19 protein-coding genes are annotated in these 24352 nt (G+C 70.8%); 13 read left to right on the plus strand and 6 right to left on the minus strand.

The features are described 5' to 3' along the window. Positions 1-71: 71 nt before the first annotated feature. From ACFTZC_RS27820 to ACFTZC_RS27835, 4 genes are all read left to right on the plus strand, one after another. Complete coding sequence (locus ACFTZC_RS27820) at positions 72-1343, plus strand: aspartate kinase (RefSeq protein ID WP_382894276.1); 1272 nt, start codon at positions 72-74, stop codon at positions 1341-1343. After that, entirely contained in the window at positions 1340-2404 is a 1065-nt protein-coding gene (locus tag ACFTZC_RS27825) for an aspartate-semialdehyde dehydrogenase (protein ID WP_382894278.1), read from the plus strand. Before ACFTZC_RS27820 ends, ACFTZC_RS27825 begins: the two co-directional genes overlap by 4 nt. 509 nt (positions 2405-2913) lie before the next feature. Then, complete coding sequence (locus tag ACFTZC_RS27830; protein ID WP_365806497.1) at positions 2914-3489, plus strand: SigE family RNA polymerase sigma factor; 576 nt, start codon at positions 2914-2916, stop codon at positions 3487-3489. A 149-nt stretch (positions 3490-3638) separates the two neighbouring features. After that, entirely contained in the window at positions 3639-5102 is a 1464-nt protein-coding gene (locus ACFTZC_RS27835) for a hypothetical protein (RefSeq protein WP_382894280.1), read from the plus strand. Positions 5103-5176: 74 nt separating this feature from the next. Here ACFTZC_RS27835 and ACFTZC_RS27840 read toward each other — a convergent pair whose 3' ends face one another. Both ACFTZC_RS27840 and ACFTZC_RS27845 read right to left on the minus strand, forming a co-directional pair. Then, on the minus strand, positions 5177-5929 hold the full coding sequence (locus ACFTZC_RS27840) for an SURF1 family protein (protein ID WP_382894282.1): 753 nt from the start codon (positions 5927-5929) through the stop codon (positions 5177-5179). Between the two features lie 72 nt (positions 5930-6001). After that, a complete protein-coding gene (locus ACFTZC_RS27845) occupies positions 6002-7858 on the minus strand; it encodes a S9 family peptidase (protein ID WP_382894283.1) in 1857 nt (618 codons plus the stop codon). 381 nt (positions 7859-8239) lie between these two features. Here ACFTZC_RS27845 and ACFTZC_RS27850 point away from each other — a divergent pair, with 381 nt between their 5' ends. From ACFTZC_RS27850 to mgtA, 4 genes are all read left to right on the plus strand, one after another. After that, positions 8240-8944 (plus strand): hemerythrin domain-containing protein, encoded by a 705-nt coding sequence (locus ACFTZC_RS27850; RefSeq protein ID WP_382894285.1) that lies wholly within the window; start codon positions 8240-8242, stop codon positions 8942-8944. 166 nt (positions 8945-9110) lie between these two features. After that, positions 9111-9431, plus strand: a complete 321-nt coding sequence (locus tag ACFTZC_RS27855; RefSeq protein WP_382894286.1) for a twin-arginine translocase TatA/TatE family subunit — start codon at positions 9111-9113, stop codon at positions 9429-9431. Positions 9432-9758: 327 nt separating this feature from the next. Continuing rightward, entirely contained in the window at positions 9759-10118 is a 360-nt protein-coding gene (locus ACFTZC_RS27860; protein ID WP_329824143.1) for a metalloregulator ArsR/SmtB family transcription factor, read from the plus strand. Between the two features lie 17 nt (positions 10119-10135). Continuing rightward, positions 10136-12889, plus strand: coding sequence for a magnesium-translocating P-type ATPase (gene mgtA, locus ACFTZC_RS27865; protein ID WP_382894288.1), 2754 nt, complete (start codon positions 10136-10138; stop codon positions 12887-12889). On the opposite strand, the gene ACFTZC_RS27870 is transcribed toward mgtA, so the two are convergent. Continuing rightward, a complete protein-coding gene (locus ACFTZC_RS27870; RefSeq protein WP_382894290.1) occupies positions 12880-14469 on the minus strand; it encodes an LCP family protein in 1590 nt (529 codons plus the stop codon). The two genes, mgtA and ACFTZC_RS27870, sit on opposite strands and share 10 nt — an antisense overlap. A 146-nt stretch (positions 14470-14615) precedes the next feature. On the opposite strand from ACFTZC_RS27870, the gene tatA reads away from it, so the two are divergent. After that, on the plus strand, positions 14616-14924 hold the full coding sequence (gene tatA, locus ACFTZC_RS27875) for a Sec-independent protein translocase subunit TatA (protein WP_382894292.1): 309 nt from the start codon (positions 14616-14618) through the stop codon (positions 14922-14924). Between the two features lie 30 nt (positions 14925-14954). Here tatA and ACFTZC_RS27880 read toward each other — a convergent pair whose 3' ends face one another. Then, positions 14955-15185: a hypothetical protein gene (locus ACFTZC_RS27880; protein ID WP_382894294.1), complete on the minus strand. Its 231-nt coding sequence runs from the start codon at positions 15183-15185 to the stop codon at positions 14955-14957. A 177-nt stretch (positions 15186-15362) separates the two neighbouring features. Continuing rightward, positions 15363-17363 (minus strand): molecular chaperone HtpG, encoded by a 2001-nt coding sequence (gene htpG / locus ACFTZC_RS27885; protein ID WP_382894296.1) that lies wholly within the window; start codon positions 17361-17363, stop codon positions 15363-15365. 377 nt (positions 17364-17740) lie between these two features. Between htpG and kdpF the strand changes: the two genes are divergently transcribed. The 4 genes from kdpF to ACFTZC_RS27905 are packed head-to-tail and all read left to right on the plus strand — an operon-like array spanning position 17741 to position 22390. Next, positions 17741-17830 carry a K(+)-transporting ATPase subunit F gene (gene kdpF, locus ACFTZC_RS27890; RefSeq protein WP_037817630.1) on the plus strand — a complete coding sequence of 30 codons (90 nt, stop codon included), beginning with the start codon at positions 17741-17743 and terminating at the stop codon, positions 17828-17830. A gap of 8 nt (positions 17831-17838) precedes the next feature. Then, positions 17839-19527: a potassium-transporting ATPase subunit KdpA gene (kdpA, locus tag ACFTZC_RS27895; protein WP_382894299.1), complete on the plus strand. Its 1689-nt coding sequence runs from the start codon at positions 17839-17841 to the stop codon at positions 19525-19527. Between the two features lie 35 nt (positions 19528-19562). Beyond that, on the plus strand, positions 19563-21704 hold the full coding sequence (gene kdpB / locus ACFTZC_RS27900; RefSeq protein WP_382894367.1) for a potassium-transporting ATPase subunit KdpB: 2142 nt from the start codon (positions 19563-19565) through the stop codon (positions 21702-21704). Between the two features lie 5 nt (positions 21705-21709). Beyond that, on the plus strand, positions 21710-22390 hold the full coding sequence (locus ACFTZC_RS27905; protein ID WP_382894300.1) for a potassium-transporting ATPase subunit C: 681 nt from the start codon (positions 21710-21712) through the stop codon (positions 22388-22390). A 9-nt stretch (positions 22391-22399) separates the two neighbouring features. Here ACFTZC_RS27905 and ACFTZC_RS27910 read toward each other — a convergent pair whose 3' ends face one another. Continuing rightward, positions 22400-24319: a LamG-like jellyroll fold domain-containing protein gene (locus ACFTZC_RS27910; RefSeq protein ID WP_382894302.1), complete on the minus strand. Its 1920-nt coding sequence runs from the start codon at positions 24317-24319 to the stop codon at positions 22400-22402. Positions 24320-24352 lie beyond the last annotated feature (33 nt).

Below are 24352 nucleotides of genomic sequence, written 5' to 3' on the forward strand. Positions count from 1 at the left end.
TAAACTGAGCCGACAGCTGTGCTGTGCCGCGACGCGCGGCGCAGCAGCGATGGACTGAGCGAGGAGCGCACGTGGGCCTTGTCGTGCAGAAGTACGGAGGCTCCTCCGTAGCCGATGCCGAGGGCATCAAGCGGGTCGCCAAGAGGATCGTCGACGCCAAGAAGAACGGCCACCAGGTGGTCGTCGTGGTGTCGGCGATGGGTGACACGACGGACGAGTTGATCGATCTCGCCGGGCAGGTATCCCCGATCCCTGCCGGGCGTGAGTTCGACATGCTGCTGACCGCCGGAGAGCGGATCTCCATGGCCCTGCTGGCGATGGCGATCAAAAACCTGGGCCACGAGGCCCAGTCGTTCACCGGCAGCCAGGCAGGCGTCATCACCGACTCGGTCCACAACAAAGCGCGCATCATCGATGTCACGCCGGGCCGGATCCGGACCGCCGTCGACGAGGGCAACATCGCCATCGTCGCCGGGTTCCAGGGGGTGTCCCAGGACAAGAAGGACATCACCACCCTGGGGCGGGGCGGCTCGGACACCACCGCCGTCGCGCTCGCCGCGGCGCTGGACGCCGAGGTGTGTGAGATCTACACCGATGTGGACGGTGTCTTCACCGCCGACCCCCGGGTCGTCGCGAAGGCCCGGAAGATCGACTGGATCTCCTTCGGGGACATGCTGGAACTGGCCAGTTCCGGCTCCAAGGTGCTGCTGCACCGCTGCGTCGAGTACGCGCGCCGATACAACATCCCGATCCATGTCCGCTCCTCCTTCTCGGGGCTTCAGGGCACATGGGTCAGCAACGAACCGCAAGGGGACCGCAAGGTGGAGCAGGCCATCATCTCCGGTGTCGCTCATGACACCTCCGAGGCGAAGATCACGGTCGTGGGCGTCCCCGACAGGCCCGGCGAGGCGGCGACGATCTTCCGCGTCATCGCGGACAACGAGATCAACCTCGACATGGTGGTGCAGAACGTCTCCGCCGCGTCGACCGGGCTGACCGACATCTCGTTCACGCTGCCGAAGACCGAGGGCCGCAAGGCCATCGACGCGCTGGAGAAGACGAAGGAGAAGATCGGCTTCGACTCGCTGCGCTACGACGACCAGATCGGCAAGGTCTCGCTCGTCGGCGCCGGGATGAAGACCAACCCGGGCGTCACCGCCGGATTCTTCGAAGCGCTCTCCAACGTGGGGGTCAACATCGAGTTGATCTCGACATCCGAGATCCGGATCTCGGTCGTCATGCGGGAGGAGTCGGTCGTGGACGCCGTACGCGCCGTGCACACCGCCTTCGGCCTCGACAGCGACTCCGACGAGGCCGTGGTCTACGGCGGCACCGGGCGATGAACGGGCGGCCGACGCTCGCGGTCGTGGGAGCGACCGGGGCCGTCGGCGCCGTCATGCTCCAGATCCTGTCGCAGCACGCCGACGTCTGGGGCGACATCCGGCTGCTCGCCTCACCCCGTACGGGCAGCCGTGAGCTGTCCGTACGGGGCTGCGCCGTCGAGGTCGTCCCGCTCTCCGAGGAGGCCCTGGACGGCGTCGACGTCGCGGTGTTCCTCGTACCTGACGACGTGTCCGCGAAGTGGGCACCCGTCGCCGCCGCCAAGGGCGCCGTCGTGGTGGACCAGTCGGCCGCCTTCCGGATGGACCCCGACGTACCGTTGGTCGTACCCGAGGTGAACCCGCACGGCGTCCGGGCCCGGCCGCGCTCCATCATCGCGGGGCCCGGCTGCGCCACGCTCACGATGATCGTCGCGGTGGGCGCGCTGCACGCCGAGTTCGGCCTGCGCGAGCTGGTCGTCTCCTCGTACCAGGCGGTCAGCGCCGAGGGACGGGAGGGTGTCGACGCCCTGCGCGACCAGCTCTCCCTGGTCGCCGGTACGGAACTGGGCACCCGCCCCGGGGACGTACGGCGCGCCGTCGGCGATGCCACCGGGCCGTTCCCCGCGCCGCTGGCCCTCAACGTCGTGCCGTGGGCCGGCTCCCCGGACCCCGCGGGCGACGGCTGGTCCTCGGAGGAGGCTGCGATCCGGGACGAGACCCGGAAGATCCTTGACCTGCCCGCGCTGCGGGTCGCGGCGACCTGCGTCCGCGTCCCCGTCATCACCGGGCACTCCCTCTCCGTGCACGCGCGCTTCGAGCAGGAGGTCACGGTCGGCCGGGCGCACGAGATCCTCGCGACCTCGCCCGGCGTGGTGCTCTTCGACAACCCGGGGACGGGCGATTTCCCCACGCCCGCCGATGTCGTGGGGACGGACCCGACCTGGGTGGGGCGCGTACGGCGCTCGCTCGACGACCCCAGGGCGCTGGAGCTGTTCGTCTGCGGCGACAACCTGCGCAAGGGCGCCGCGCTCAACACCGCCCAGATCGCCGAGACGGTCGCCGCCGAGCTGACGAAGCGGTAGGCGGCGGGCCGGCCCGGGCAGGCGGGGCGCCGGCGGCCGGCCGACAGCCCCTAAGGGGCGGTAGCGGCGGTAGTGGTGGCTGATCGGTCGTAGTCGGCGTAAATCAGTGGGTCGAGATGCGTCAAACCTTTGTAGGATCTGTGAACGCCCCATGGGCAGGCTGACCGGCTATGCCTCTTGAACTGGGGCGTTGTCATGTCCGACGATACTCGTCCCACCTTTCCGCGAGTCTCCGCGCGAACACCGCGCGAGCACTGCAACCGCCGGATGGCTGGGAAGCGTCTCTGTGGTCGCCCCTGTGAGGTGCTGCGGAATTGGGGCATAGGGGGAGATCGGGTACGCATGAGGGTATTCAGTGCAGCGTCAAATGGGGCGGCGTGTGCGTACAACCCTGACGGGGGGAAGCGTGTCCAACAGGCGTGGCAGCAGAGGTTCTCGACATCACGGCGGTTGTCCCGGTGCGCGGCGCGGCAGTGCGTCCGCACCGGCGGACCCGCACGCCCGGCGGCATGCCGGTGATCGCCCCCATGCCGGCCGCCCGGCCCACCCGTATCCCGTCCCAGCGCGAGGGCGCTGAGGAGGCGATGGCGGCGGGTACCACCGTCGACCATCTCACCGAGACCTACCGCGCCCACTACCGGTCGCTGCTCGGTCTCGCCGCCCTGCTGCTCGACGACACGGCCTCCTGCGAGGACGTCGTCCAGGAGGCGTTCATCCGCGTCCACTCCGCACGCAACCGGGTGCGGGAGCCGGAGAAGACGCTGGCGTACCTGCGCCAGACCGTGGTGAACCTCTCCCGCTCCGCGCTGCGCCGCCGCATACTCGGGCTGAAGCTGCTCTCGAAGCCGATGCCCGACATGGCGAGCGCGGAGGAGGGGGCGTACGACCTGCTGGAGCGGGACGCGCTGATCAAGGCGATGCGCGGACTGCAGCGCAGGCAGCGTGAAGTGCTCTCCCTGCGCTACTTCGCCGACATGACCGAGGCGCAGGTCGCCGAGACGCTCGGGATATCGCTGGGCTCGGTCAAGGCGTACGGCTCGCGCGGGATCGCGGCGCTGCGCGTCGCGATGGAGGCGTCGGGATGAGCGCGTGGCGCAAGGACCGGGGCGCCGCCGGACGTGAGCACGGACCGGCGGGCGAACCGGACCATGGACAGGAGCGTGTACGGGGGCGGGAGAAGGATGGGCGGGGAACCCCCGACGTGCCGTTGAACGACCTGACTGGGAACGGAACTGTGAGCAACGGGCCGGAGAACGAGCTGAGCGGCCGCGCTGACGGAGAGGGCGCCGAGGCCACCGCGGAGCAGGCGAAGGCCGACGCGGCGGGAACGGCCGAGGAGCCGGGGACGGCCGAGAAGGCCGACGAGGCCGAGGAGCCCGACGAGGCGGGCCGTGGCACGGGTGACGCCCGGGACGCGGGTGCGTCGAGGGACGCCCGGGATGCACGGGACGTACGGGACGCGGGAGACGCGGGTGACGTGCGCGCGTCGCGTGAGGCGAGCGGTGTCCGTGATCTACGTGATGCCCGTGACCTGCGTGACGCCGCGGACCGGCGCTCCGACGGCGACCTGACGACGAAACTGCACGCGGATCTGAACGCCGGTCCGCCCGCGGATCCGAGCGGGGATCCGGGTGCGGATCCGAGCGGGGATCTGAGCGGTGACCCGGCCGGGGCCCTGGGCGGCGACGAGTTGGCGCTGCGCAGGCTCCTGCACGGGGCCGTGGGGGACCTGCGGCCGTCCGACGGCGCGCTGGACCACCTGCGCAAGGCGGTCCCCGTCCGGCGGGCCAGGAAGCGGCAGGCCGTCGTGGGCATGGCCGCCGCCGCGCTGCTCCTCGGCACGGCGGTGCCCGCCTTCGTGCACGTCACGAACACCAGCACGGTCGCGGACGGCCAGGCCATCTCCGCCGGCCACGGTGAGAAGTCGCCGAGCGGCGCGGACGCCGACAAGGCCGACAAGGATCAGAAGCAGAACCCGGACGGCCCCTCGGACAAGGTGTCCGCCGACGAGGACGAGCCCGGCAAGAAGGAGCGGCCCGACGCGGAGGCGTCCGGCGCGAGCGACGGCGGCAAGAGCGGTGCGGCCGAGAACACCGGCGGCTCCGGTGAGGTCACCTCCTCGCAGGTATGCAGCGCCGGCCAGCTCGGCGGGGCCAGCGCCGAGGTGGGCACGGCCGACTCCACGGGCAAGGTGTACGGCACGTTCCGCGTCGCCAACGTCTCTTTCTCGCCGTGTACGGTCACCGGCCGCGGCACGATCGGCCTCGGGACCGTCGGCGCGGCCGACTCGACCAAGGTCAGCCAGTCGGCGCACTTCGCGGGCGACGCGGCGACCGGGCTGCCGGACCCCTCCCAGGAGCTGTCGACGCTGACGCTGCCGCCGAGCGGCGCGTACCTGGTGAAGTTCGCCTGGGTGCCCTCGGAGACCTGCCCGACGGTGAACCCCTCGCCCGATCCCTCACCGTCCGGCGACACCTCGGCGGGCGCGACCACCGGCGCGACGACCGGCACCGGAGAGACCGGCACGGACAACGGCGGAACCGGCACGGAGACCCAGCTCCTCACCGACGGCACCACCGAGGACGGCAGCGTCTCCGTCTCCTACACCGCCCCGGCGGGCGCCCCGAACGTACAGGCCACGATCCCCAACGCCTGCGCGGGAACCGTCTACTGGACGGGCGTGCTCAGCGGCTCGTAGGGCGTCGCACCACCTGACCGCCCGATGGCGGCGGTCGGGCGAGGCGGCAGGACAGGGGCGGTCGGGCCGGACGGTCAGGCCGCGGTGCCCAGGCCCAGCGCCTCGTCCTTGGCGGTCTCCACCTCGCGCCGGGCCAGCCGGAACCACATGAAGACCACGAACGCGGCGAACACGAACCACTCGCCCGTGTACCCCAGGTTCTGGAACGCCTTCAGGTCGAGCCCGGTGTTCTGCGGCGCGGCGGCGGGCACGGGCCGCAGCCCGTCCGACGCCTGGCCCACGGTGACCCAGGCGTCGTACACCTCGTACGGCACGAGGTTGACCAGCGAGGCCGCGCTGATCATGCCGAGCTGCCCCTGCGGCAGCCCGCCGCCCGCCCGCACCCCGTCGGAGCCGACCGCCTCGGAGGCCTGGAGCGATCCGGTCACCGTGACCTCGCCGGCCGGCGGCGCGGGGGCCTTCTCGCCGTCGGCGAGCCAGCCGCGGACGACGGGCAGCGCCTGGCCCTCGTCGGTACGGAGCATGGTCAGGACATACGAACCGGTCCTGCCGTCCAGCTCCCGGTCCGGCACCACGAACTGATCCGCGTACCGCCCCGTCGCCGTGACATGGCGCCCCGAGGTCTCCTGGTCGACCGGCAGCAGCGACGCCACCGCCACCGCGGGGCGCTTCCCCGGATCGGGCTTCGCCTCGGCTGCCCGGTGCGTCTCCACCCGGTCCTCGAAGCGCCCGAGCTGCCACATTCCCATGAAGATACAAAAGGGGATCGCCAGAACGACGAAGACGTTGATCCCCCACCACCGCGGAGTCACCAGGAACCGGTACACCCCTCCACGGTACGGAACGCCGCGCCGCCCACGGCTCCCGGGGCCCGCTTCACCCCCGATCCGCGCCGTTGGCTACGCCATGCCCAGGTGCCTCCTCGCGAAGTCCAGTTCCAGCCGCACCTGCTTGATCCGCTCCTCCACCACGAGCGACCCGTGCCCCGCGTCGTACCGGTACACCTCATGGACCGCGTCGCGCGCCGCCAGCCGGTCCACGTAGTTCTCCACCTGACGGATCGGGCAGCGCGGATCGTTCACCCCCGCCGAGATGTAGACCGGGGCCCGCACCGCGTCGACGTACGTCAGCGGGGACGACGCCTCGAAGCGCTCCGGCACCTCCTCCGGCGTACCGCCCAGCAGAGTGCGGTCCATCGCCTTCAGAGCCTCCATCTCGTCGTGATACGCCGTCACGTAATCCGCGACCGGCACGGCGGCGAGCCCCACCGCCCAGGCGTCCGGCTGGGTGCCGAGGCCGAGCAGGGTCAGATAGCCGCCCCACGAGCCGCCCGCCAGGACCAGCCGCGCCGGGTCGGCCAGCCCGGAGGCCACCGCCCACGCGCGCACCGCCGCGATGTCCTCCAGCTCGATCAGCCCGACCCGGTGCTTGAGCGCGTCCGTCCACTCCCGCCCGTACCCCGTCGACCCGCGGTAGTTGACCCGGACCACCGCGAAGCCGTGGTCCACCCAGGCGGCCGGGCCCGCGGCGAACGCGTCGCTGTCGTGCCAGGTCGGGCCGCCGTGGATCTCGAAGACCGTCGGGAAGGGGCCCTCGCCCGCCGGGCGCTGCACCAGCGCGTGGACCCGGCCGCCGGGGCCCTCCGCCCACACGTCCTCCACCGGCACCGAGGCGGGCGCCGCCCTGCCCGGCGGGTCCAGCACCACCCCGCCCGCCGTGGACCGCACCTCCGGCGGTCTGGCCGCCGACGACCACAGATACTCCACGCTGCCGTCGGGCCGTGCCGTCGCCCCCGAGACCGTCCCGGCCGGGGTCTCCACCTGGATCAGCGCACTTTTGACGAAGTCATAACGCCACAGCTCGTCGCGGGCCTCGAAGCTGTGCGCGATCAGCAGCCCCGAGCCGTCCGGATACCACTCGGCGTGCACGTCGCCCGGCAGCTCGATCGCGAGATCCGTCTCCTCACCCGTCAGCGGATCCCAGACGATCGGCTCCCAGCGGCCCCGCCGCTGATGGCCGACGAGCAGCCGGCTGTCCCCGGCCACCGGGGCGAAGCCCAGCACGTCGAGGCCCAGCTCACGCGTGCCTCCCTCGGTGTCGTCCAGCTCGGCCACCACCGAGCCGTCCAGCCGCAGCACCCGCACCGCCGAGTGCATCGCGTCCCCGTGCTCGGTGTGCTCGATCGCGAGCAGCGTCCCGTCGTGCGACAGATCACCGACCCCGGCCGACTCCCGGTGGCGGTAGATCTCGACCGGCGCCTCGCCCGGCCGTACGACATGGAGCGTCGAGCCGTCCTCGTCGGTCGAGCGCCCCACGACCGCCGTCCCGTCCCGCCCCAGCGCCAGACCGGCGGGGTAGGAGGGACCGAGCCCCGGCGTCGCGGGCTCGTCTGGCCCCGCCGCCGACTCCGCCCCGGCCGCCGCCCCGGCCTCCCGCGCGCCGGAGAACGGCTGGCGCATCCATACCCCGAACTCGTCCCCGTCCGTGTCCGAGAACCACCAGATCCACTCGCCGTCGAGCGAGAGCACCCCGTCCGTCGTCCCGTTCGGCCGGTCCGTCACCTGGCGCTGCGCGCCGGTCGCGCGGTCCCACGCGTACAACTCGTACGTCCCCGTCGCGTTCGACACGAACAGCGCCCGCTCCGGCGCGTCCTCCGCCCAGTCGGGCAGGGAGACGCGGGGCGCCCGGAAGCGCTTCTCCCACTCCGGCATGGAGTCCAGCGTCGAGTCCGGCTGCGAGCCGTTGATCTCAGTCATGACCCCATTCTGCGCTCGGCCGCTGACATCCCGTCGAGATCCCCTTCAGCCTGTGGAAAACCGACCCTGTGGACAACTCGATAACTCGACGACTCGACAGCTCCCGGATTCTCGACAGCTCCCGGATTCCGGCTGAGGCGGGGCGGCCCGGCGACAGGGCGGGGCGGCGGGGCGTATGAGGGGCGTATGAGATGCGTATGGGGTGCGTATGAGGGGGTGTGTGAGGGGCGTACGAGGTGTGAGGGGCATGTGTGACGGGAATCTCCTCAGGGAGAGGTGCTCTCGTCCCGGAACACCTCGGCGGGCATGCGCGCGGACCGGAGTGTTCCGCGGAACGGTGTGAGACCGGGCGCCCGCAGATCGAAGGGGGACAGACAGGCGATGGCTGTTTCACCAGCGCTCCGAGCCGAGCGCTCGCGCATCCATGACGAACTCCTCGCCGAGCACACCCTCATGCGCCGGGGCGCCGCCCTGGTCACCGTGTCGTTCTCGGCGCTCGCTGACGGTCGGCCCGTCGACGTACGGACCCTGGTCGCCACCACCCGGTGGCTGATCGAGTTCGTCCACGGCCAGCGCGCGAGCGAGGCCGAGCTGCTCTGGCCGGTGCTGCGCGGACTCTTCCCCGGGCCCGTCGCGGAGCTGGCGGGCATGGTCGCCGAGCGCGAGGCGCTCGACGCCGAACTGCACACCCTGGCCCGCGCGGTCGACACGATCGCGGCCCGCGAGGTGACCGGCGGGCGCGGCGAGGTCCTGGTGGTCGTCGGCGAGGCGGCGATGACGGGGCTGCCCTCCGCCCTCCGCGTCCAGTCGATCCTGAACCGGAACCTCGACGAGGAGGAGCCGCTCCTGCTGGACCTCTTCCCCCGGGTGCCGGACCGCGATGTCGCCCGGCTGCGGGGCGCGATCGTCCACGGAGCCCCGCGCACGGGGCCGCATCTCGTGTTCGGCCTGCTGGAGGACCCCGACCGGGTCCCCGGGCACACGGCGCTGCTGGGAAATTTCCCGGCGTCGGTGCGCTGGCTGCGCAGGGTGTTCCTGACGCGGTACCGCTCCACCAAGCGGGCGCTCGGAGTTCCTTCTCTGTGACCACCCGCACAGACGCGCGCACTCACCTCTTCCCAGGTGTCCGTGCGAGGGTGATCCTGGCCTTGTTGCCCGTGCGGTTGATACGGGATACTTCTACAGCGCTGTAGATGTTGCGGCGATACGGCGGCAGGACGGCCGCGGACGTTCCCGGGAGAGAGCAGACCTGATGTTCGGCTTGAGCGAACTGGCCGTGATCCTCATCATCATCGCCGTGGTGGTCGGGGTGAAGAAACTCCCCGAGCTGGCCCGCTCCGCGGGCAAGGCCGCCCGGATCCTCAAGAGCGAGAAGAAAGCGTTCAAGGAGGAGGGGAAGGCGGCTGACACCGCCGGCGCGGCGGCGGGCGCCACGCACCAGGACGAGTCCCCGGGCGGGCCCCGGAACGACGGCCAGGACGGCTCGCAGGGCGGTCGCCGTATCGTCACCGGCACCATCGTCGAGCCGAACGAACCTCCTAAGCACCCTGAAGAGCCCTCGAAGCGCCTCTGAAGGGGCCTCAGCGGCCTCGAAGCGCCCTCGGGAGCCGTCAAGACCCCGTCAAGAGCCTGTCGAAAGGCGTTAAGTACCCGTCAAGAGCCCCGGAAGAGCCCCCGGCCCCGGCGGCCGGGGAGCTCCCGCCCGTCATGCTCCTGGGCGCGGCGGCCCCGTTCTGCCTGAGACCTCTCCCCGGAGGGAGCCCCTAGACTGAGCCGTTGGGCTCGGACGAGGGGGGATCGGGCAGGCGACCACAACGCGCATCGGGCACGCGACGAAGACGCGGACCGGGCATGCGACGGGAACGCGGGTGGACGGCCCGCGTGGGACAGGAGAGCGATCGTGACGGCAGGTGTCGGCGGCTTCGGGGATCCTTCCGCCGAGGTGCTGGCGGACGCCGCCGCCGCGTTCGGGCTGCTGGCCTCGTCGGCGCGGCTGCACATCGTATGGGTGCTGGCGCAGGGCGAGAGCGATGTCACCGGGCTCGCCGAGCGGGTCGGCGGCGCGCTGCCCGCCGTCAGCCAGCATCTCACCAAGCTGAAGCTCGCCGGTCTCGTACGGTCGCGCAGGGAGGGCCGGCGGCAGGTCTACTTCGTCGACGACCCCGATGTCGTCACCGTCGTGCGGCTGATGGTCGGACAGCTCACCGACCGCGCGGCGCTCGCGCCCGGGCCGCGGCGCATCAGCGACGTCGGCGCCTGAGAGCGCCTGAGACCCCCATGTCCGAGTCCGTGGTGCCGGGGCCCGCGGCCTGGGACGCCCCGGCGGTCACGGACCCGGCCGGGCACCGGGACCCGGAGGGCCGGGCGGCCCCGCCCACCTCCCTCCAGGTGCTGCGAAAGCTCGGCAGCGGACCGCGCGGACTGACCGAGGCCGAGGCCGAGGAGCGGCTGGTCCGGTACGGCGAGAACGCCGTGCCCGAGTGGCGCACGCCCTCCTGGCCGCGCCTCTTCGTACGGAGCCTGCGGGACCCGTTCACGGCCGTGCTGCTCTGCCTCGGTCTGGTCTCCGCGACGGTCGCCGCCTGGGGCACCGCCCTCGTGATCCTCTCGCTCGTCGCCGTGAGCTGTCTGCTGCGCTCCTCGGGCGAGCATCGCGCCGACCGCTCCATGGCCGCGCTGCGGGACCTGGTGGCCACGACGGCCACCGTACTGCGGCGCACCGACAACGCGACCGGCTCGACCGGCGTGACCGGCGCGGACGGCCCGCGGCCGGTGCCCCGGGAGATCCCCGTCGACCAGCTCGTGCCCGGTGACGTGATCCGCCTCGGCCCCGGTGACCTGGTGCCCGCCGACGTACGGCTGCTGCGGGCCAGCGGCCTGACCGTCCATCAGGCGCCGCTGACGGGGGAGTCGGCCCCGGTCGCCAAGTACGCGGTGGACGCGCCCGGGAAGCACTCGGGGATATTCGGGGGCCACCTGGGGGTGTTCGGGGAGCCGCACCTCTGCTTCCAGGGCAGCAGCGTGGCCTCCGGGAGCGGTACGGCCGTCGTCGTCGCGACCGGTGGCCGTACCCGGTGGGGCGCGGCGCGCAGCCGCCCGGGACGGCGCCCCGCCAGCGCCTTCGACCGCTCGGTGCACGGGATCTCCTGGGTGCTGATCCGGTTCATGCTGCTGACCCCGCCGCTGGTCCTGATGGCCAATGCCGCGCTGCGCGGCCGGGGGCTGGAGACGCTGCCGTTCGCCGTCGCGGTGGCGGTCGGACTGACACCGGAGATGCTGCCGGTCATCGTCACCACGGCGCTCGCCCGGGGCGCGTCGCTCCTCGCGCGCGACCACAGCGTCATCGTCAAGCGGCTGCCCGCGCTGCACGACCTGGGCGCCGTCGACGTCCTGTTCCTCGACAAGACGGGCACCCTCACGCAGGACCGCCCGGTCCTCGACCGGGCGACGGACCCCCGGGGCGACCCCGACCCGGACGTACTGCACTGGGCCGCCGTCAACGCCTGGTGGACGCTGCAACTGGCCGATCTGCCCGCTCCCGACGCGCTCGACGAGGCGATCCTGGACGCCGCGGAGACGGCGAGGGAGGAGGGCGGCGAGGGCGGTCCCGCGGGGTACGGCGAGGGCGGTCCCGCGGGGTACGAGGGGGTCGCGGCCCTGCCGTTCGATCCCGTACGCCGGCTCTCCACCGCGGTCGTACGGCGCCCCGGGCGCCTGGGCACCCACACCCTCGTCGTCAAGGGCGCCGTCGCCGACGTACTCCAGCGGTGTGTGCTCGACGACGACGAGCGCGCGCGGCTCTCCGCCCTCGCCGCCCGCGAGGCGGACCGCGGGCTGCGGCTGCTGGCGGTCGCCACCGCCGACCGGCCGGCCCGGCGCCGTGACTACACCCCGGCCGACGAACGCGGCCTCGACTTCCGCGGGTTCGTGGCGCTCCGCGACGCGCTCGCCCCGACGGCCGCCGACGCGCTGGAGGTCTTCGCGGCCCGCGGCGTCACGGTCAAGATCCTCACGGGCGACCACCCGGGAACGGCGGTCCGCGCCTGCCAGGACCTCGGGGTCCCGCTGGGGCCGCCCGGCGAGGTGGTCACCGCCGACCGCGTCGACGCCCTCACCGACGCCGAACTCGCCGAAGTCGCCCGGCGCACCACCGTCTTCGCGCGCTGCACGCCCGAGCACAAGGCCCGTATCGTCGCCGCCGTACGCGCCGACGGCCACACCACCGGCTTCCTCGGCGACGGCGTCAACGACCTGCCCGCCCTGCACGCCGCCGACGTGGGGATATGCCCGCGCGACGCCGTCGACGTCGTGCGCGAGTGCAGCGATGTCGTCCTGGCGCAGAAGGACCTCACCGCGATCGACCACGCGATCAGCGCCGGGCGCCACTCCAGCGGCAACATCGCGACCTATCTGCGGATCACGCTCTCCTCGAACCTCGGCAACGTCATCGCGATGCTCGTCGCGGGCCTGCTGCTGCCCTTCCTGCCGATGCTCCCGGCACAGGTCCTCGTGCAGAACCTCTGCTTCGACGCTGCGCAGCTCGCCTTCGCGTACGACCGGCCGGGGCCCGAGGCGCTGCGCAGGCCGACGGAGCTGCGGTCCCGCGCGTTCCTCCGCTTCATCACGGGCTTCGGGCTGATCAACGCCACCGCCGACCTGGCGACGTTCGCGGTGCTCGCGCTCGCCCTGCGCACGGCGGTGGACGAGAGCAGCCAGGCGGCCTTCCACGCGGGGTGGTTCACGGAGAACCTGCTCACCCAGGCGCTGGTGATGCTCCTGCTGCGGACGAGCGTGCGCGGCGGGGGAGGGGGCCGGGGCGCGCCGAGTCCCGTCCGCTGGGCCGCCGCCGGGCTCGCCGCGACCGGGGTGCTGCTCCCCCTCTCGCCGCTCGGCCCGGCCCTCGGGATGCCGCCGCTGCCCGCGCTGTACTACCTGCTGCTCGCCGCGGTCCTCGCGCTGTACGCGGTGGGGCTGGCGGTGGCGAGGGGACGCCATGAGCGGCGTCATGAGGGTCGTCCCGGTCAGCCGTAGGAGAGGTTCGAGCAGGGGTCGTCGTCGGCGGAACGGGCGTCGTCGGCCACGGCGGACGGCACGGAGCTTGAGCCCGGTGCGGACGGGGAGGTTCCGGTCCCGTCGGCCGGGGCGTCCGCGTACGACGTGCCGAGGACGACATCGATGCCCGAGGTGGTGGACACGGGCGTGACCGCCGCCCCGGGGAAGAGCCGCGCGACGGTCCTCGCCCGGTCCTCCAGGCCGGCGCCGTACTCGATCACCGTGGTGGTGCGGTCCTGGCTGCTCGCGGTCGCGGTGCCCGTGACGGTGAAGTCGTGCTCCGCCAGCGCACGGGAGGCCCGCGCGGCCAGCCCGGTGACGGTGGTGCCGTTGTAGACGGCGACGCTGATGCCGCCGCCGGAGACCTCGCCGGTGGCGCTCGCCGAGGGGGAGACCGAGGGGGAGACCGAGGGGGAGGCGGTGACCTCCTCGGTCCCTCCGCCGTCCTTGGACCCTCCACCCTTCTTGCCGCTGGCGTCCTTGCCGTCGACCGTACGGTCGGCCTTGAGCGCCGCCCACAGTTCGGAGGCGTCCGGCTCGACGATCGCGACGCGCGCGCCCTCGTACCGCCAGGGGATGGTGACGAACTTGGTGTTGTGCAGGTCGATGTCCTTGAGCGACATCATGAAGCTGATCAGTTTGTCGGCCGAGCCGAGCCCCGGATCGACGGTCATGGACCGGGTCGCGGCGTTCGCGAGCGGCAGCAGCTTGGTGGGGGTGAGGCCGTCGCTCTTCACCTTCTTGAGCAGGGCGGCGACGAAGGCCTGTTGGCGCTTGATACGGCCGATGTCGGAGCCGTCGCCTATGCCGTGCCGGATCCGTACGTAGTCCAGCGCCTGCTGCCCGGAGACGGTCTGGGCGCCCTGGGTGAAGAGGCGCTTGCCACGGGTGGTGCGGCTGGGGCTCAGATCCTGCTGGTAGATGTCCTGCGGCAGACACACCTGGACCCCGCCGACGACCTCGGTCAGCTTCGCGAAACCCTTGAAGTCGACGACGACGGTGTGATCGACCCGCAGCCCGGTGAGGTGCTCGACGGTGTTCTGGGTACAGGCGGGGTTGCCCTTGGCGCTCTGCCCCACGGAGAACGCCGCGTTGAACATGGTGTTGACCTGAGTCTTCGTCCATGTGCCGTCGGGCAGTTGGCAGGGCGGGATGTCGAGGAGCGTGTCGCGCGGTACGGAGACGGCGACGGCGTGCCTCTGGTCGGCGTAGACGTGCAGCAGGAACGCGGTGTCGGAGCGGCCGATGTCGTCCTTGTCGCCGCCGCCCAGCGAGCGGTTGCCCTCCGTGCGCGCGTCCGAGCCGATGACCAGGACGTTCTGGCCCTTGGAGGTGGCCGCGGGCCGGTTGTCGGAGAGGCCGCCCGCGCTGAAGGTCCTGATGTTCCCGCCGAGTTCGAGGTAGACCCAGCCGGCTCCGGCGGAGGCGAGCACCAGCAGGGACAGGGCTATGGCGAACGAGGTGCGCAGTCTTCCACCCTGCTTGCGCCGCCGGGCGCGGGTGGGGGCGGCACGGCGGCTGCCGTGCGGGGATGCCGTGTGCCGACTGCTGCCTGCCATATGCGCGCCCTCATCATCCTCTGGCCGGCCTCTTGGTTGTACAGTTGCGCAATGTAGCAACTTTGGTGAGAGGTGCGGGCCCCGGGTGCGTGCGTGAGGCGGGGCGCCGGCCGGTACGGGATCGGACGAGAGGAAGGCGGGGCGGAATGTTGCGTAACGGTTTGGAGCCTTGGCACCTGCTCATCGTGGCCATCGTGATCATCGTCGTGTTCGGCTCGAAGAAGCTGCCGGACACCGCGCGGGCCGTGGGTAAGTCCCTGCGCATCCTCAAGAGCGAGACGAAGGCGATGAAGGAGGAGGGCGGCACGGGAGTGGACGGCGCTGTCGCCTCGCCCGTCACACCTCCCACTCCCTCCTCCTCGTCCCCTTCTCCCTCCCCGTCCCCGTCTTCCTCCCCGTCCCCCTCCTCTTCATCCTCCGTCTCCCCTTCCTCCCCTGCCTCTTCGGGCCGCTGACGGGACCGGCCGGCCGGTCCCGTCAGGTCTTCAGGGACTGGCCAGGTCGAAGCCGTACCGCAGGGGCTCGCCCTGGACGCGCGGATCGCGCCGGTAGACGAAGAGCGCGTCCACCTGTGCGCCGCCCGAGGGGCCGTCGAGTTCGCAGGGGTACGTCACCTGCACCACGGACGGCCGGTCGGCGACCCGCATCCGTACCCCGTTCGCGGGTCCTCCGTCGAGGACCGCGATCTCCCATTCCGTTCTGCCGCGATCATTCATGGCAACACTTTAAAGGTTGCGCAATCTTTGAACCATGGGGCACGGGGTGCGCTCCGGAGCACGCGGAGGAGCGTACGTACGCCGGACGGCACGCACGCCGAAGCGCGCGTATGCCGGAGGGCGGCCGCCGGTGCCGGTGGCCGCCCTCCGAAGTGTTCCGCATCCTGCCGCCGGGAGCTACAGGGTCCGCTCCAGCCGGTCCGCCATCAGCTTGATGAAGCGTGACGGATCGGCGAGCTCGCCGCCGTCCGCGAGGAGGGCCATCCCGTAGACCAGTTCGGCCGCCTCGGCGAGACCGGAGTCCGAGGGCGCATCGGCGTGGGCCTTGCGCAGGCCGGCGACCAGCGGGTGCGTCGGGTTGAGTTCGAGGATCCGCTTGATGCGCGGCACGTCCTGGCCCATGGCGCGGTACATGTTCTCCAGCGCCGGGGTCACGTCGAAGGTGTCCCCGACGATGCAGGCGGGCGACACCGTGAGGCGCGAGGAGAGCCGTACCTCCTTCACCTGCTCGCTCAGCTGCGAGGACATCCAGGTCAGCAGCGCGGCGAAGTCCTGCTGCCGCTTCTCGCGCTCGGCCTCGACCTCCTTCTTCTCCTCCTCGGTGTCGAGGTCGACCTCGCCCTTGGCGATCGACTGCAGCGGCTTGCCGTCGAACTCGGGGACGGACTGGACCCACACCTCGTCGACGGGGTCGGTGAGGAGCAGCACTTCGAATCCCTTGGCGCGCAGCGCCTCCATGTGCGGCGAGTTCTCGATCGCCGTACGGGACTCGCCCGTCATGTAGAAGATGTGCTGCTGCCCCTCCTTCATGCGCTCCACGTACTGCTTGAGGGTGGTCACCCCGTCCTCGTCGCCGGTGGAGTGGGTCGAGGCGAACGACGAGACACCGAGAATGGCGTCGCGGTTCTCGAAGTCGCTGAGCAGCCCCTCCTTGAGGACCCGGCCGAATTCCTTCCAGAACGTCGCGTAGGACTCCGGACGGTCGGCCATCATCTCCTTCACCGTCGACAGCACCTTCTTGACCAGCCGCCGGTGCATCAGCTGGATCTGCCGGTCCTGCTGGAGGATCTCGCGCGACACATTGAGCGAGAGGTCCTGGGCGTCGACCACACCCTTGACGAAACGCAGATAATCGGGCATCAGCGCTTCACAGTTGTCCATGATGAAGACGCGCTTCACATAGAGCTGAACTCCGCGCTTGCTCCCCTGGGTGAACAGGTCCTGCGGTGCGTGCGACGGGAGGAAGAGCAGTGCCTGGTATTCGAAGGTGCCTTCCGCCTGCATGCGGATGGTTTCGAGCGGGTCGGTCCAGTCGTGGCTGACGTGCTTGTACAGCTCGCTGTACTCCTCGTCGGTCACCTCGCTCCTGGAGCGGGCCCACAGCGCCTTCATCGAGTTGATGGTCTCGGGCTCGGGCGTCGCGTCGGAGGCGTCGGAGGCGTCGGAGGAGTCCGAAGCGTCGGGGGCGTCCGAGGCGTCAGCGGTGGTCGCGTCAGCCGCGTCGGCGGTGGCCGGCTTCGCCTCGGCGGCCATGCGGATCGGCCAGGTGATGAAGTCCGAGTACCGCTTGACGATCTCCTTGATCTTCCACGCGGACGTGTAGTCGAAGAGCTGGTCCTCGGAGTCCTCCGGCTTCAGCCGCAGCGTGACCGCCGTGCCGCGCGGCGCCTCGTCGACCGTGTCGACCGTGTACGTGCCCTCACCCGTGGACTGCCAGCGCGTCCCCTTGCTCTCGCCCGCGCGCCGGGTCAGCAGGGTGACCTCGTCGGCCACCATGAAGCTGGAGTAGAAGCCGACGCCGAACTGGCCGATGAGTTCCTCGGAGGCTGCCGCGTCCTGTGCCTCCTTCGCTTCCTTCAGCTCCTTCAGGAACTTCGCCGTACCGGAATTCGCGATGGTGCCGATCAGCTCCACGACGTCGTCATGCGACATTCCGATGCCGTTGTCGCGTACGGTCAGCGTGCGCTGTTCCTTGTCGACCTCGATGTCGATATGAAGATCGGACACGTCCTCTTGGAGTTCGTTACGGAGAGCTTCCAGTCGCAATTTGTCCAGCGCGTCGGAGGCGTTGGAGACCAGTTCGCGAAGAAATACATCCTTGTTCGAGTAGATCGAATGGATCATCATCTGGAGGAGCTGGCGTGCTTCCACCTGAAACTCGAACGTCTCGGTCGTCATATCCAAGGATTCCTTTCCTCGCTCAATTCGGCAGCGTCGGTACCGTCAATACGTGGATCCGTATTACGTGGATCCGTATTACATGGAGTCGTATTGCGTGGAGCCGCCCTCCATCGTATCCAGGCCGTGCCCGCGCCGACCCGCGATCCGCGCAGCGCGTAAGAGAGCCGTCAAGCCCGTGGCCGGCGCCGTATGGACACCGTCAACGGATGACAGAAGCCCCGAACGAGGAGGTTTCCTCAGGACGTCCGTTCCCCTCGTACCTCACCCGTACCGAACCTCATTCAGGAGCTCACGATGGCCGATCTGGCCTTCGTCGTCACCACGGTCGCGGTCTTCGCGCTGGTGGCCCTCGTCGCCAAGGGGGTGACGAAGCTGTGACCGCCGAGAACGTCGTCGGCCTGGTCGTGGCCGTCGCCCTGCTGGGATATCTCGTCCTCGCCCTGCTGTTCCCGGAGAGGTTCTGAGCCCCGTCATGAGTCCTGTCCTCGCCGGCGCGCTCCAGTTGCTCGCGCTGATCGTGGCGCTGGGGCTGGCGTACCGCCCGCTCGGTGACCACATGGCCCGCGTCTACTCCCCGGACCCCTCCGCCGGTCGGGGGAGCGTCCGGCATCTGCGGGTCGAGAAGTGGATCTACCGGGCCATCGGTGCCAACCCCGACACCGAGATGCGCTGGACCGCCTATCTGCGCGGTGTCCTCGCCTTCTCGGCGGTGAGCGTCCTCTTCCTCTACCTGCTCCAGCGCGTCCAGGGCGGACTGCCCGGCTCGCTCGGCTTCTCTTCCATCGACCCGGATCAGGCGTTCAACACGGCTGCGTCGTTCGTCTCGAACACCAACTGGCAGTCGTACTACGGCGAGCAGGCCATGGGCCCGGTCGTCCAGACCGGCGGGCTCGCCGTGCAGAACTTCCTCTCCGCCGCCGTCGGCATGGCCGTCGCGGTGGCGCTCGTACGGGGCTTCGCCCGCTCCCGTACCGGCGAACTGGGCAACTTCTGGGCCGACCTGGTGCGGGGCACCGTACGGATCCTGCTGCCGATCTCCGTCATCGGCGCCGTCGTCCTGGTCGCCTGCGGCGCGATCCAGAACTTCGCCGGCATCCACGAGGTCGGCCAGTTCCTCGGCGGACCGCAGCAGTGGAACGGCGGTGCGGTCGCCTCCCAGGAGGCCATCAAGGAACTGGGGACCAATGGCGGCGGCTACTTCAACGCCAACTCCGCGCACCCCTTCGAGAACCCCAACGGGATCTCCAACCTCTTCGAGATCTTCCTCATCCTGCTCATCCCGTTCGCGATGACCCGGACCTTCGGCAGGATGGCCGGTTCCGTCAAGCAGGGGTACGCGATCCTCGCCACGATGGTGGTGATCTGGATCGGCTTCACCACACTGATGATGTGGACCGAGTTCCACCACGGCGCGCCCGCGTTCGACATCGCGGGCGGCGCGCTGGAGGGCAAGGAGACCCGGTTCGGGGTCGGCGGCTCGTCGATCTTCGCGGTCGCCACCACCCTCACCTCGACCGGCGCGGTCAACGCCTTCCTCTCCTCCTTCACCGGATTCGGCGGCGGGATCGCGCTGCTGGGCATGCAACTCGGCGAGATCGCGCCCGGCGGGGTCGGTTCGGGTCTGTACGGGATCCTGATCATGGCCGTCATCGCGGTGTTCCTCGCCGGTCTGATGGTCGGACGTACGCCCGAGTACCTGGGCAAGAAGATCGGCACCCGCGAGATCAAGTTCGCCGCGTGCTACATCCTCGTCACCCCGGCGCTGGTGCTCTGCTTCACGGCCGTCGCGCTGGCGCTGCCCACCCCGGTCCACTCGCTGACTAACTCGGGGCCGCACGGCTTCTCCGAGATCCTGTACGCGTACACCTCGGCCGGGAACAACAACGGCTCGGCCTTCGCCGGGCTCAACGCGGACACCCAGTGGTTCAACACGAGCCTCGGCATCGTGATGCTGCTCGGCCGCTTCGTCCCGATGGTGTTCGTCCTCGCGCTGGCGGGATCGCTGGCCGAGCAGCGGCCGATCCCCTCGACGGCGGGCACCCTGCGTACGGACAAACCCCTGTTCACAGGGCTGCTCGCCGGCACGATCCTGATCGTCACCGGGCTGACCTACTTCCCCGCGCTGGCGCTGGGACCGCTGGCCGAGGGGCTGGCGTCATGACCAGGCGTACGCGTACGAAGAAGCAAGAGGACACGATGTCCACTCCCACCCCCACTCCCACCTCCACTCCGGCCCGCGCGCCGCACAGCGACCTCTCCACCGGACGGGTCGGCGTCGGATTCTTCGACCCCAAGCAACTGCTCAGCTCCCTCCCGGACGCGCTCAGGAAGCTCGATCCACGGGTGATGATCAAATCCCCGGTGATGTTCGTGGTCGAGGCCGGCTCGGTCCTGACGACGGCGCTGGCGATCCTGGACCCGGGGGACTGGTTCGGCTGGGCGATCACCGCGTGGCTCTGGCTGACCGTGGTCTTCGCCAATCTGGCGGAGGCGGTCGCCGAGGGCCGTGGCAAGGCACAGGCCGACACCTTGCGCCGGGCCAAGACGGACACGGTCGCGCGCCGGCTCACCGGCAGCGGTCCCGGCGCGGGCGAAGGGCCGGGCGTGGCCGAGGAGCGGGTCCCCGGTACGGAGCTGCGCATCGGTGACCGGGTGGTCTGCGAGGCGGGCGACATCATCCCCGGCGACGGCGATGTGACCGAGGGCGTCGCCTCCGTGGACGAGTCCGCGATCACCGGCGAGTCGGCCCCCGTCATCCGCGAGTCGGGCGGCGACCGCTCGGCCGTCACCGGCGGTACGAAGGTGCTCTCCGACCGGATCGTCGTCCGGATCACGACCAGGCCCGGCGAGACGTTCATCGACCGGATGATCGCCCTGGTCGAAGGCGCGGCCCGGCAGAAGACCCCCAACGAGATCGCGCTGAACATCCTCCTCGCGTCCCTCACGATCGTCTTCCTGCTGGCAGTGGTCACCCTCCAGCCGTTCGCCACGTACGCCCACGCCGAGCAGTCGATGATCGTACTGACGGCGCTGCTGGTCTGCCTGATCCCGACGACCATCGGCGCCCTGCTCTCCGCGATCGGCATCGCCGGGATGGACCGCCTCGTCCAGCGCAATGTGCTGGCCATGTCGGGGCGGGCGGTGGAGGCGGCGGGTGACGTGTCGACGCTGCTGCTCGACAAGACCGGCACGATCACGCTCGGCAACCGTCAGGCCGCCGAACTGGTCCCCGTACGCGGCACGGACCCGGCGGAGCTGGCCGACGCGGCCCAGCTCTCCTCCCTGGCCGACGAGACGCCCGAGGGCCGCTCCGTCGTCGTCCTCGCCAAGGAGCGGTACGGGCTGCGCGAGCGCCACCAGGGCGAACTGGCCGGCGCCGCATGGATCGCCTTCACGGCACAGACCCGGATGTCCGGCGTCGACATCACGGAGGACGGCGCCGCGCGCAAGGTACGCAAGGGCGCGGCCGGTTCGGTGACCGCCTGGGTCACCGAACGCGGCGGCCAGGTCTCCGGGGACACCCGCGAACTGACCGACGCGATCTCCCAGGCGGGCGGCACGCCACTCCTCGTGGCCGTCGAGGACGGCGCGGGCGCGCGGGTGCTGGGCGTCATCCACCTCAAGGACGTCGTCAAGGACGGCATGCGCGAGCGCTTCGACGAACTGCGCCGCATGGGCATCAGGACCGTCATGATCACCGGGGACAACCCGCTGACCGCGAAGGCGATCGCGGACGAGGCGGGCGTGGACGACTTCCTCGCCGAGGCCACCCCCGAGGACAAGATGGCCCTGATCAAGCGGGAACAGGCGGGCGGCAAGCTCGTCGCGATGACGGGCGACGGCACGAACGACGCGCCCGCGCTCGCCCAGGCGGACGTCGGCGTGGCCATGAACACCGGCACCTCGGCCGCCAAGGAGGCCGGGAACATGGTGGACCTGGACTCCAACCCGACCAAGCTGATCGAGATCGTGGAGATCGGCAAGCAGCTCCTGATCACGCGGGGCGCGCTGACGACGTTCTCCATCGCCAATGACGTCGCGAAGTACTTCGCGATCATCCCGGCGATGTTCGCGGTCGTCTACCCGGGCCTGGACAAGCTCAACATCATGCGGCTGTCGTCCCCCGAGTCGGCGATCCTCTCGGCGGTCGTCTTCAACGCGCTGATCATCATCGCGCTCGTACCACTGGCCCTGCGGGGCGTACGGTACCGGCCGACCAGCGCGGACCGGATGCTCCGGCGCAACCTCGGGATCTACGGCCTCGGCGGCCTCGTCGCGCCCTTCATCGGCATCAAGATCATCGACCTGGTCATCTCCCTCGTCCCCGGGATCGGCTGACCGTCATGAACATCTCCGTACGCAACACCGCGCGCCTGCTGTGGGCCGGGCTGCGCGCCCTGCTCGTCCTGACCGTGGTCTGCGGGGTCGTCTACCCGCTGGCCGTGACCGGCGTCGCCCAGGGCCTCTTCCCCCACCGGGCCAACGGCTCGGAGATCACCTCCGGCGGCAAGGTGGTCGGCTCGGAACTGATCGGCCAGAGCTACCTCTTGCCGAAGCGGAACCCCTCCGACACCGCCGAGTCGGCCCGCCCCGACCTGCGCTGGTTCCAGCCGCGCCCGTCCCGGGGCCTCGGCACCAACACCGTCAACACCCAGTACAAGCTGCTGCTCTCGGGCGCGACGAACCGTTCCGGCGACAACAAGGAACTGATCGCGTGGGTGACAGCCGCCAAGGCCGCCGTCATCAGGGACAACTCCACCCCGGGCCACCCGGTCACCCCCGACGCCGTCCCCCCGGACGCGGTCACCTCCTCGGGCTCGGGCCTCGACCCCGACATCTCCCCGGAGTACGCCCGCCTCCAGATCAACCGCGTCGCGGAACGCAACCACCTTCCCGCCGACCGGGTACGCGCCCTGGTGGACGCCCACACGGAGGGGCGGACACTGGGTTTCATCGGGGAGCCGCGCGTCAACGTCCTGGAACTCAACATCGCCCTCCGGTCGTTGACGGCAGCTCACCGTTGACGGAGCGCGCTAGGAGTTCCGGTTCCGGTCGGCGGCCGTCATGAACTCCCTCGGCGTCAATGCGCGGGTGACGATGCGTGTGTCCCCGATCCAGCCGTAGAAGCCCTGGCCGAAGCGCTCGTCGAACTGGGTGGCGCCGATGACGAAGGGCTTGCCGAGCGTGGCGATGCCGGTCGACGGCTGGGTCGGGTTACGGGCGATCTTGGAGCCGTCCACGTACATTACGGTGCGCCGGCCGTCGTTGACGACGGCGATGTGCGTCCAGCGGCCCACGGGGACGGCATGGCTCCAGGAGGTCGGGTCGGCGTTCTGCCGGTGCGGGTAGACCACGAACTGGAGGAAGCGCTCGGGGGAGAGGTTGAGGCTGCAGGTGGGCTCGTCAGGGGACCAGCCGGTGGTCTTGCCCGCGTCGCTGTTACGGCCCTCCCAGCTCAGGATGCCCATCCAGGCGTGGTCGCCCTCGAAGGGCTCCGGAAGCCTGATGAAGGTCTCCAGGGTGTAGCCGGAGGTGAACTTCTCGGAGTTCAGCGGGGCCCGCGCGGACGTGGTCAGAACGGCGCCCCGGTCCGGGTTCTTGCCCCCGTCGAAGCGGAGGCTGGCGTGCGCCGGCTGACCCCGGTGGTGGTCGTCCGACCAAGTGAGCGCCCCGGGGCCGCTGTCGTGCAGACGAGCGGCGGTGAGGTCGTTGCCGTGGCCCGACAGGTCCCGGATGACCGTGCCCGTATCGACGGGGCTGCCCGCGCCGCCCGCCCCGCCCGCCGCTGCGACGCCGGACGCGTCGAAGCGCCAGTACGCCACGGTGCCGCGCGGCATGACGGCCTCGGCGGGGCGCGGTCGGGGCGGCACGACCGGGGAGAAGCCCGCGAAGTGGCGTTCGAAGTCGATGTCCAGGGTGAACCGGTCGACCGGGCCGCTCAGTTCGACGGTCTCGGCCTCCAGCGGCGTCCGTTCGGCGGGGTCCCGGGCGAGGAGCCAGGGCGAGAACGTCTCCACGTCGATCACATTGCGCGCGAGGTCGAAGCCGTAGTGGCGGATCATCCCGGCGCCGCCGTAGTAGCGGTCCTGGTAGTTGGTGATCTGGATGTGGACATCGTTGTCGGAGTCGTTGGTCAGGACCGTACGGCCGGGCGGCCAGTAGTGGCCTCCGAGGGCGAGGAAGATCTGGTCGTTGCCGCGGACGAGGCCGTCCCACAGGCGCTTGCCGTTGTCCGAGAGCTGAGCGGCGCCCTCGTCGTCGGCCCACGCCAGGTCATGGGTGGTGAGCACGGTCGGCAGCGTGGGATGCGCGTCCAGTACGCCCTGGGCCCAGCGCATTCCGTCCCGCGAGACCCGCCAGTCCAGGGCGAGGATCAGCCACCGGCGCCCGGCCGCCCGGATCACATGCCAGCTGTTGTACCCGTCGGACGAGGCCCCGCCGAACGTCGGCAGGCCAGCGAAGCGCCGCGGCCCGAAGCTCTTCAGATAGGCGCTGTCGCCCCGCTGGTCGTCGGTGCCGGAGTTGATGTCGTGATTCCCGGCGAGCACGGAGTAGGGGACCTTGCCGTGAAGGGTCCGGAACGTGTCGGCGGCCAGCCTGATCTCGTCCTCGGTGCCGTGCTCGGTGACGTCACCGAGATGCGTCATGAACGCGATGTTCCCCCTCCCGCGCTCCGAGACCAGATGGCGGAAGCTCGCCCGGAGCGGCTCCGGGTCCGCACTGTCGGCGTCGAAGAGGTACTGCGTGTCCGGCAGTACGGCGATACCGAAACGCGGGCTCGCCTCGTCGAACCGACCGCCTCCGGTCGACCCGGCGGCCGTGGCCGCCGCGGGGGCGGCGGCCTGCGCGGACCCGGCGCCCAGCACCGGGACGGCCGCACCGACGGCCGGAATCGCGACGGCCGCCTGCAACACGGCACGTCTGCCGGGGCTGTTGCGCTCTGGTGCACTCATGCGTACTCCTGTGAAGGAACGGGAGGGACCAGA

Origin of the sequence: Streptomyces sp. NPDC056987 (assembly GCF_042673865.1) — a bacterium.
Lineage (GTDB): Bacteria > Actinomycetota > Actinomycetes > Streptomycetales > Streptomycetaceae > Streptomyces.

Coding starts and splice junctions, on each gene's coding strand:
- tatA (WP_382894292.1), top strand. CDS start 14,616: ATGTTGCGTAACGGTTTGGAGCCTTGGCACCTGCTCATCGTGGCCATC.
- ACFTZC_RS27825 (WP_382894278.1), top strand. CDS start 1,340: ATGAACGGGCGGCCGACGCTCGCGGTCGTGGGAGCGACCGGGGCCGTC.
- ACFTZC_RS27870 (WP_382894290.1), bottom strand. CDS start 14,469: ATGGCAGGCAGCAGTCGGCACACGGCATCCCCGCACGGCAGCCGCCGT.
- ACFTZC_RS27905 (WP_382894300.1), top strand. CDS start 21,710: ATGAACATCTCCGTACGCAACACCGCGCGCCTGCTGTGGGCCGGGCTG.
- kdpB (WP_382894367.1), top strand. CDS start 19,563: ATGTCCACTCCCACCCCCACTCCCACCTCCACTCCGGCCCGCGCGCCG.
- ACFTZC_RS27845 (WP_382894283.1), bottom strand. CDS start 7,858: ATGACTGAGATCAACGGCTCGCAGCCGGACTCGACGCTGGACTCCATG.
- ACFTZC_RS27830 (WP_365806497.1), top strand. CDS start 2,914: ATGCCGGTGATCGCCCCCATGCCGGCCGCCCGGCCCACCCGTATCCCG.
- kdpA (WP_382894299.1), top strand. CDS start 17,839: ATGAGTCCTGTCCTCGCCGGCGCGCTCCAGTTGCTCGCGCTGATCGTG.
- mgtA (WP_382894288.1), top strand. CDS start 10,136: ATGTCCGAGTCCGTGGTGCCGGGGCCCGCGGCCTGGGACGCCCCGGCG.
- ACFTZC_RS27850 (WP_382894285.1), top strand. CDS start 8,240: ATGGCTGTTTCACCAGCGCTCCGAGCCGAGCGCTCGCGCATCCATGAC.
- ACFTZC_RS27880 (WP_382894294.1), bottom strand. CDS start 15,185: ATGAATGATCGCGGCAGAACGGAATGGGAGATCGCGGTCCTCGACGGA.
- htpG (WP_382894296.1), bottom strand. CDS start 17,363: ATGACGACCGAGACGTTCGAGTTTCAGGTGGAAGCACGCCAGCTCCTC.
- ACFTZC_RS27855 (WP_382894286.1), top strand. CDS start 9,111: ATGTTCGGCTTGAGCGAACTGGCCGTGATCCTCATCATCATCGCCGTG.
- ACFTZC_RS27910 (WP_382894302.1), bottom strand. CDS start 24,319: ATGAGTGCACCAGAGCGCAACAGCCCCGGCAGACGTGCCGTGTTGCAG.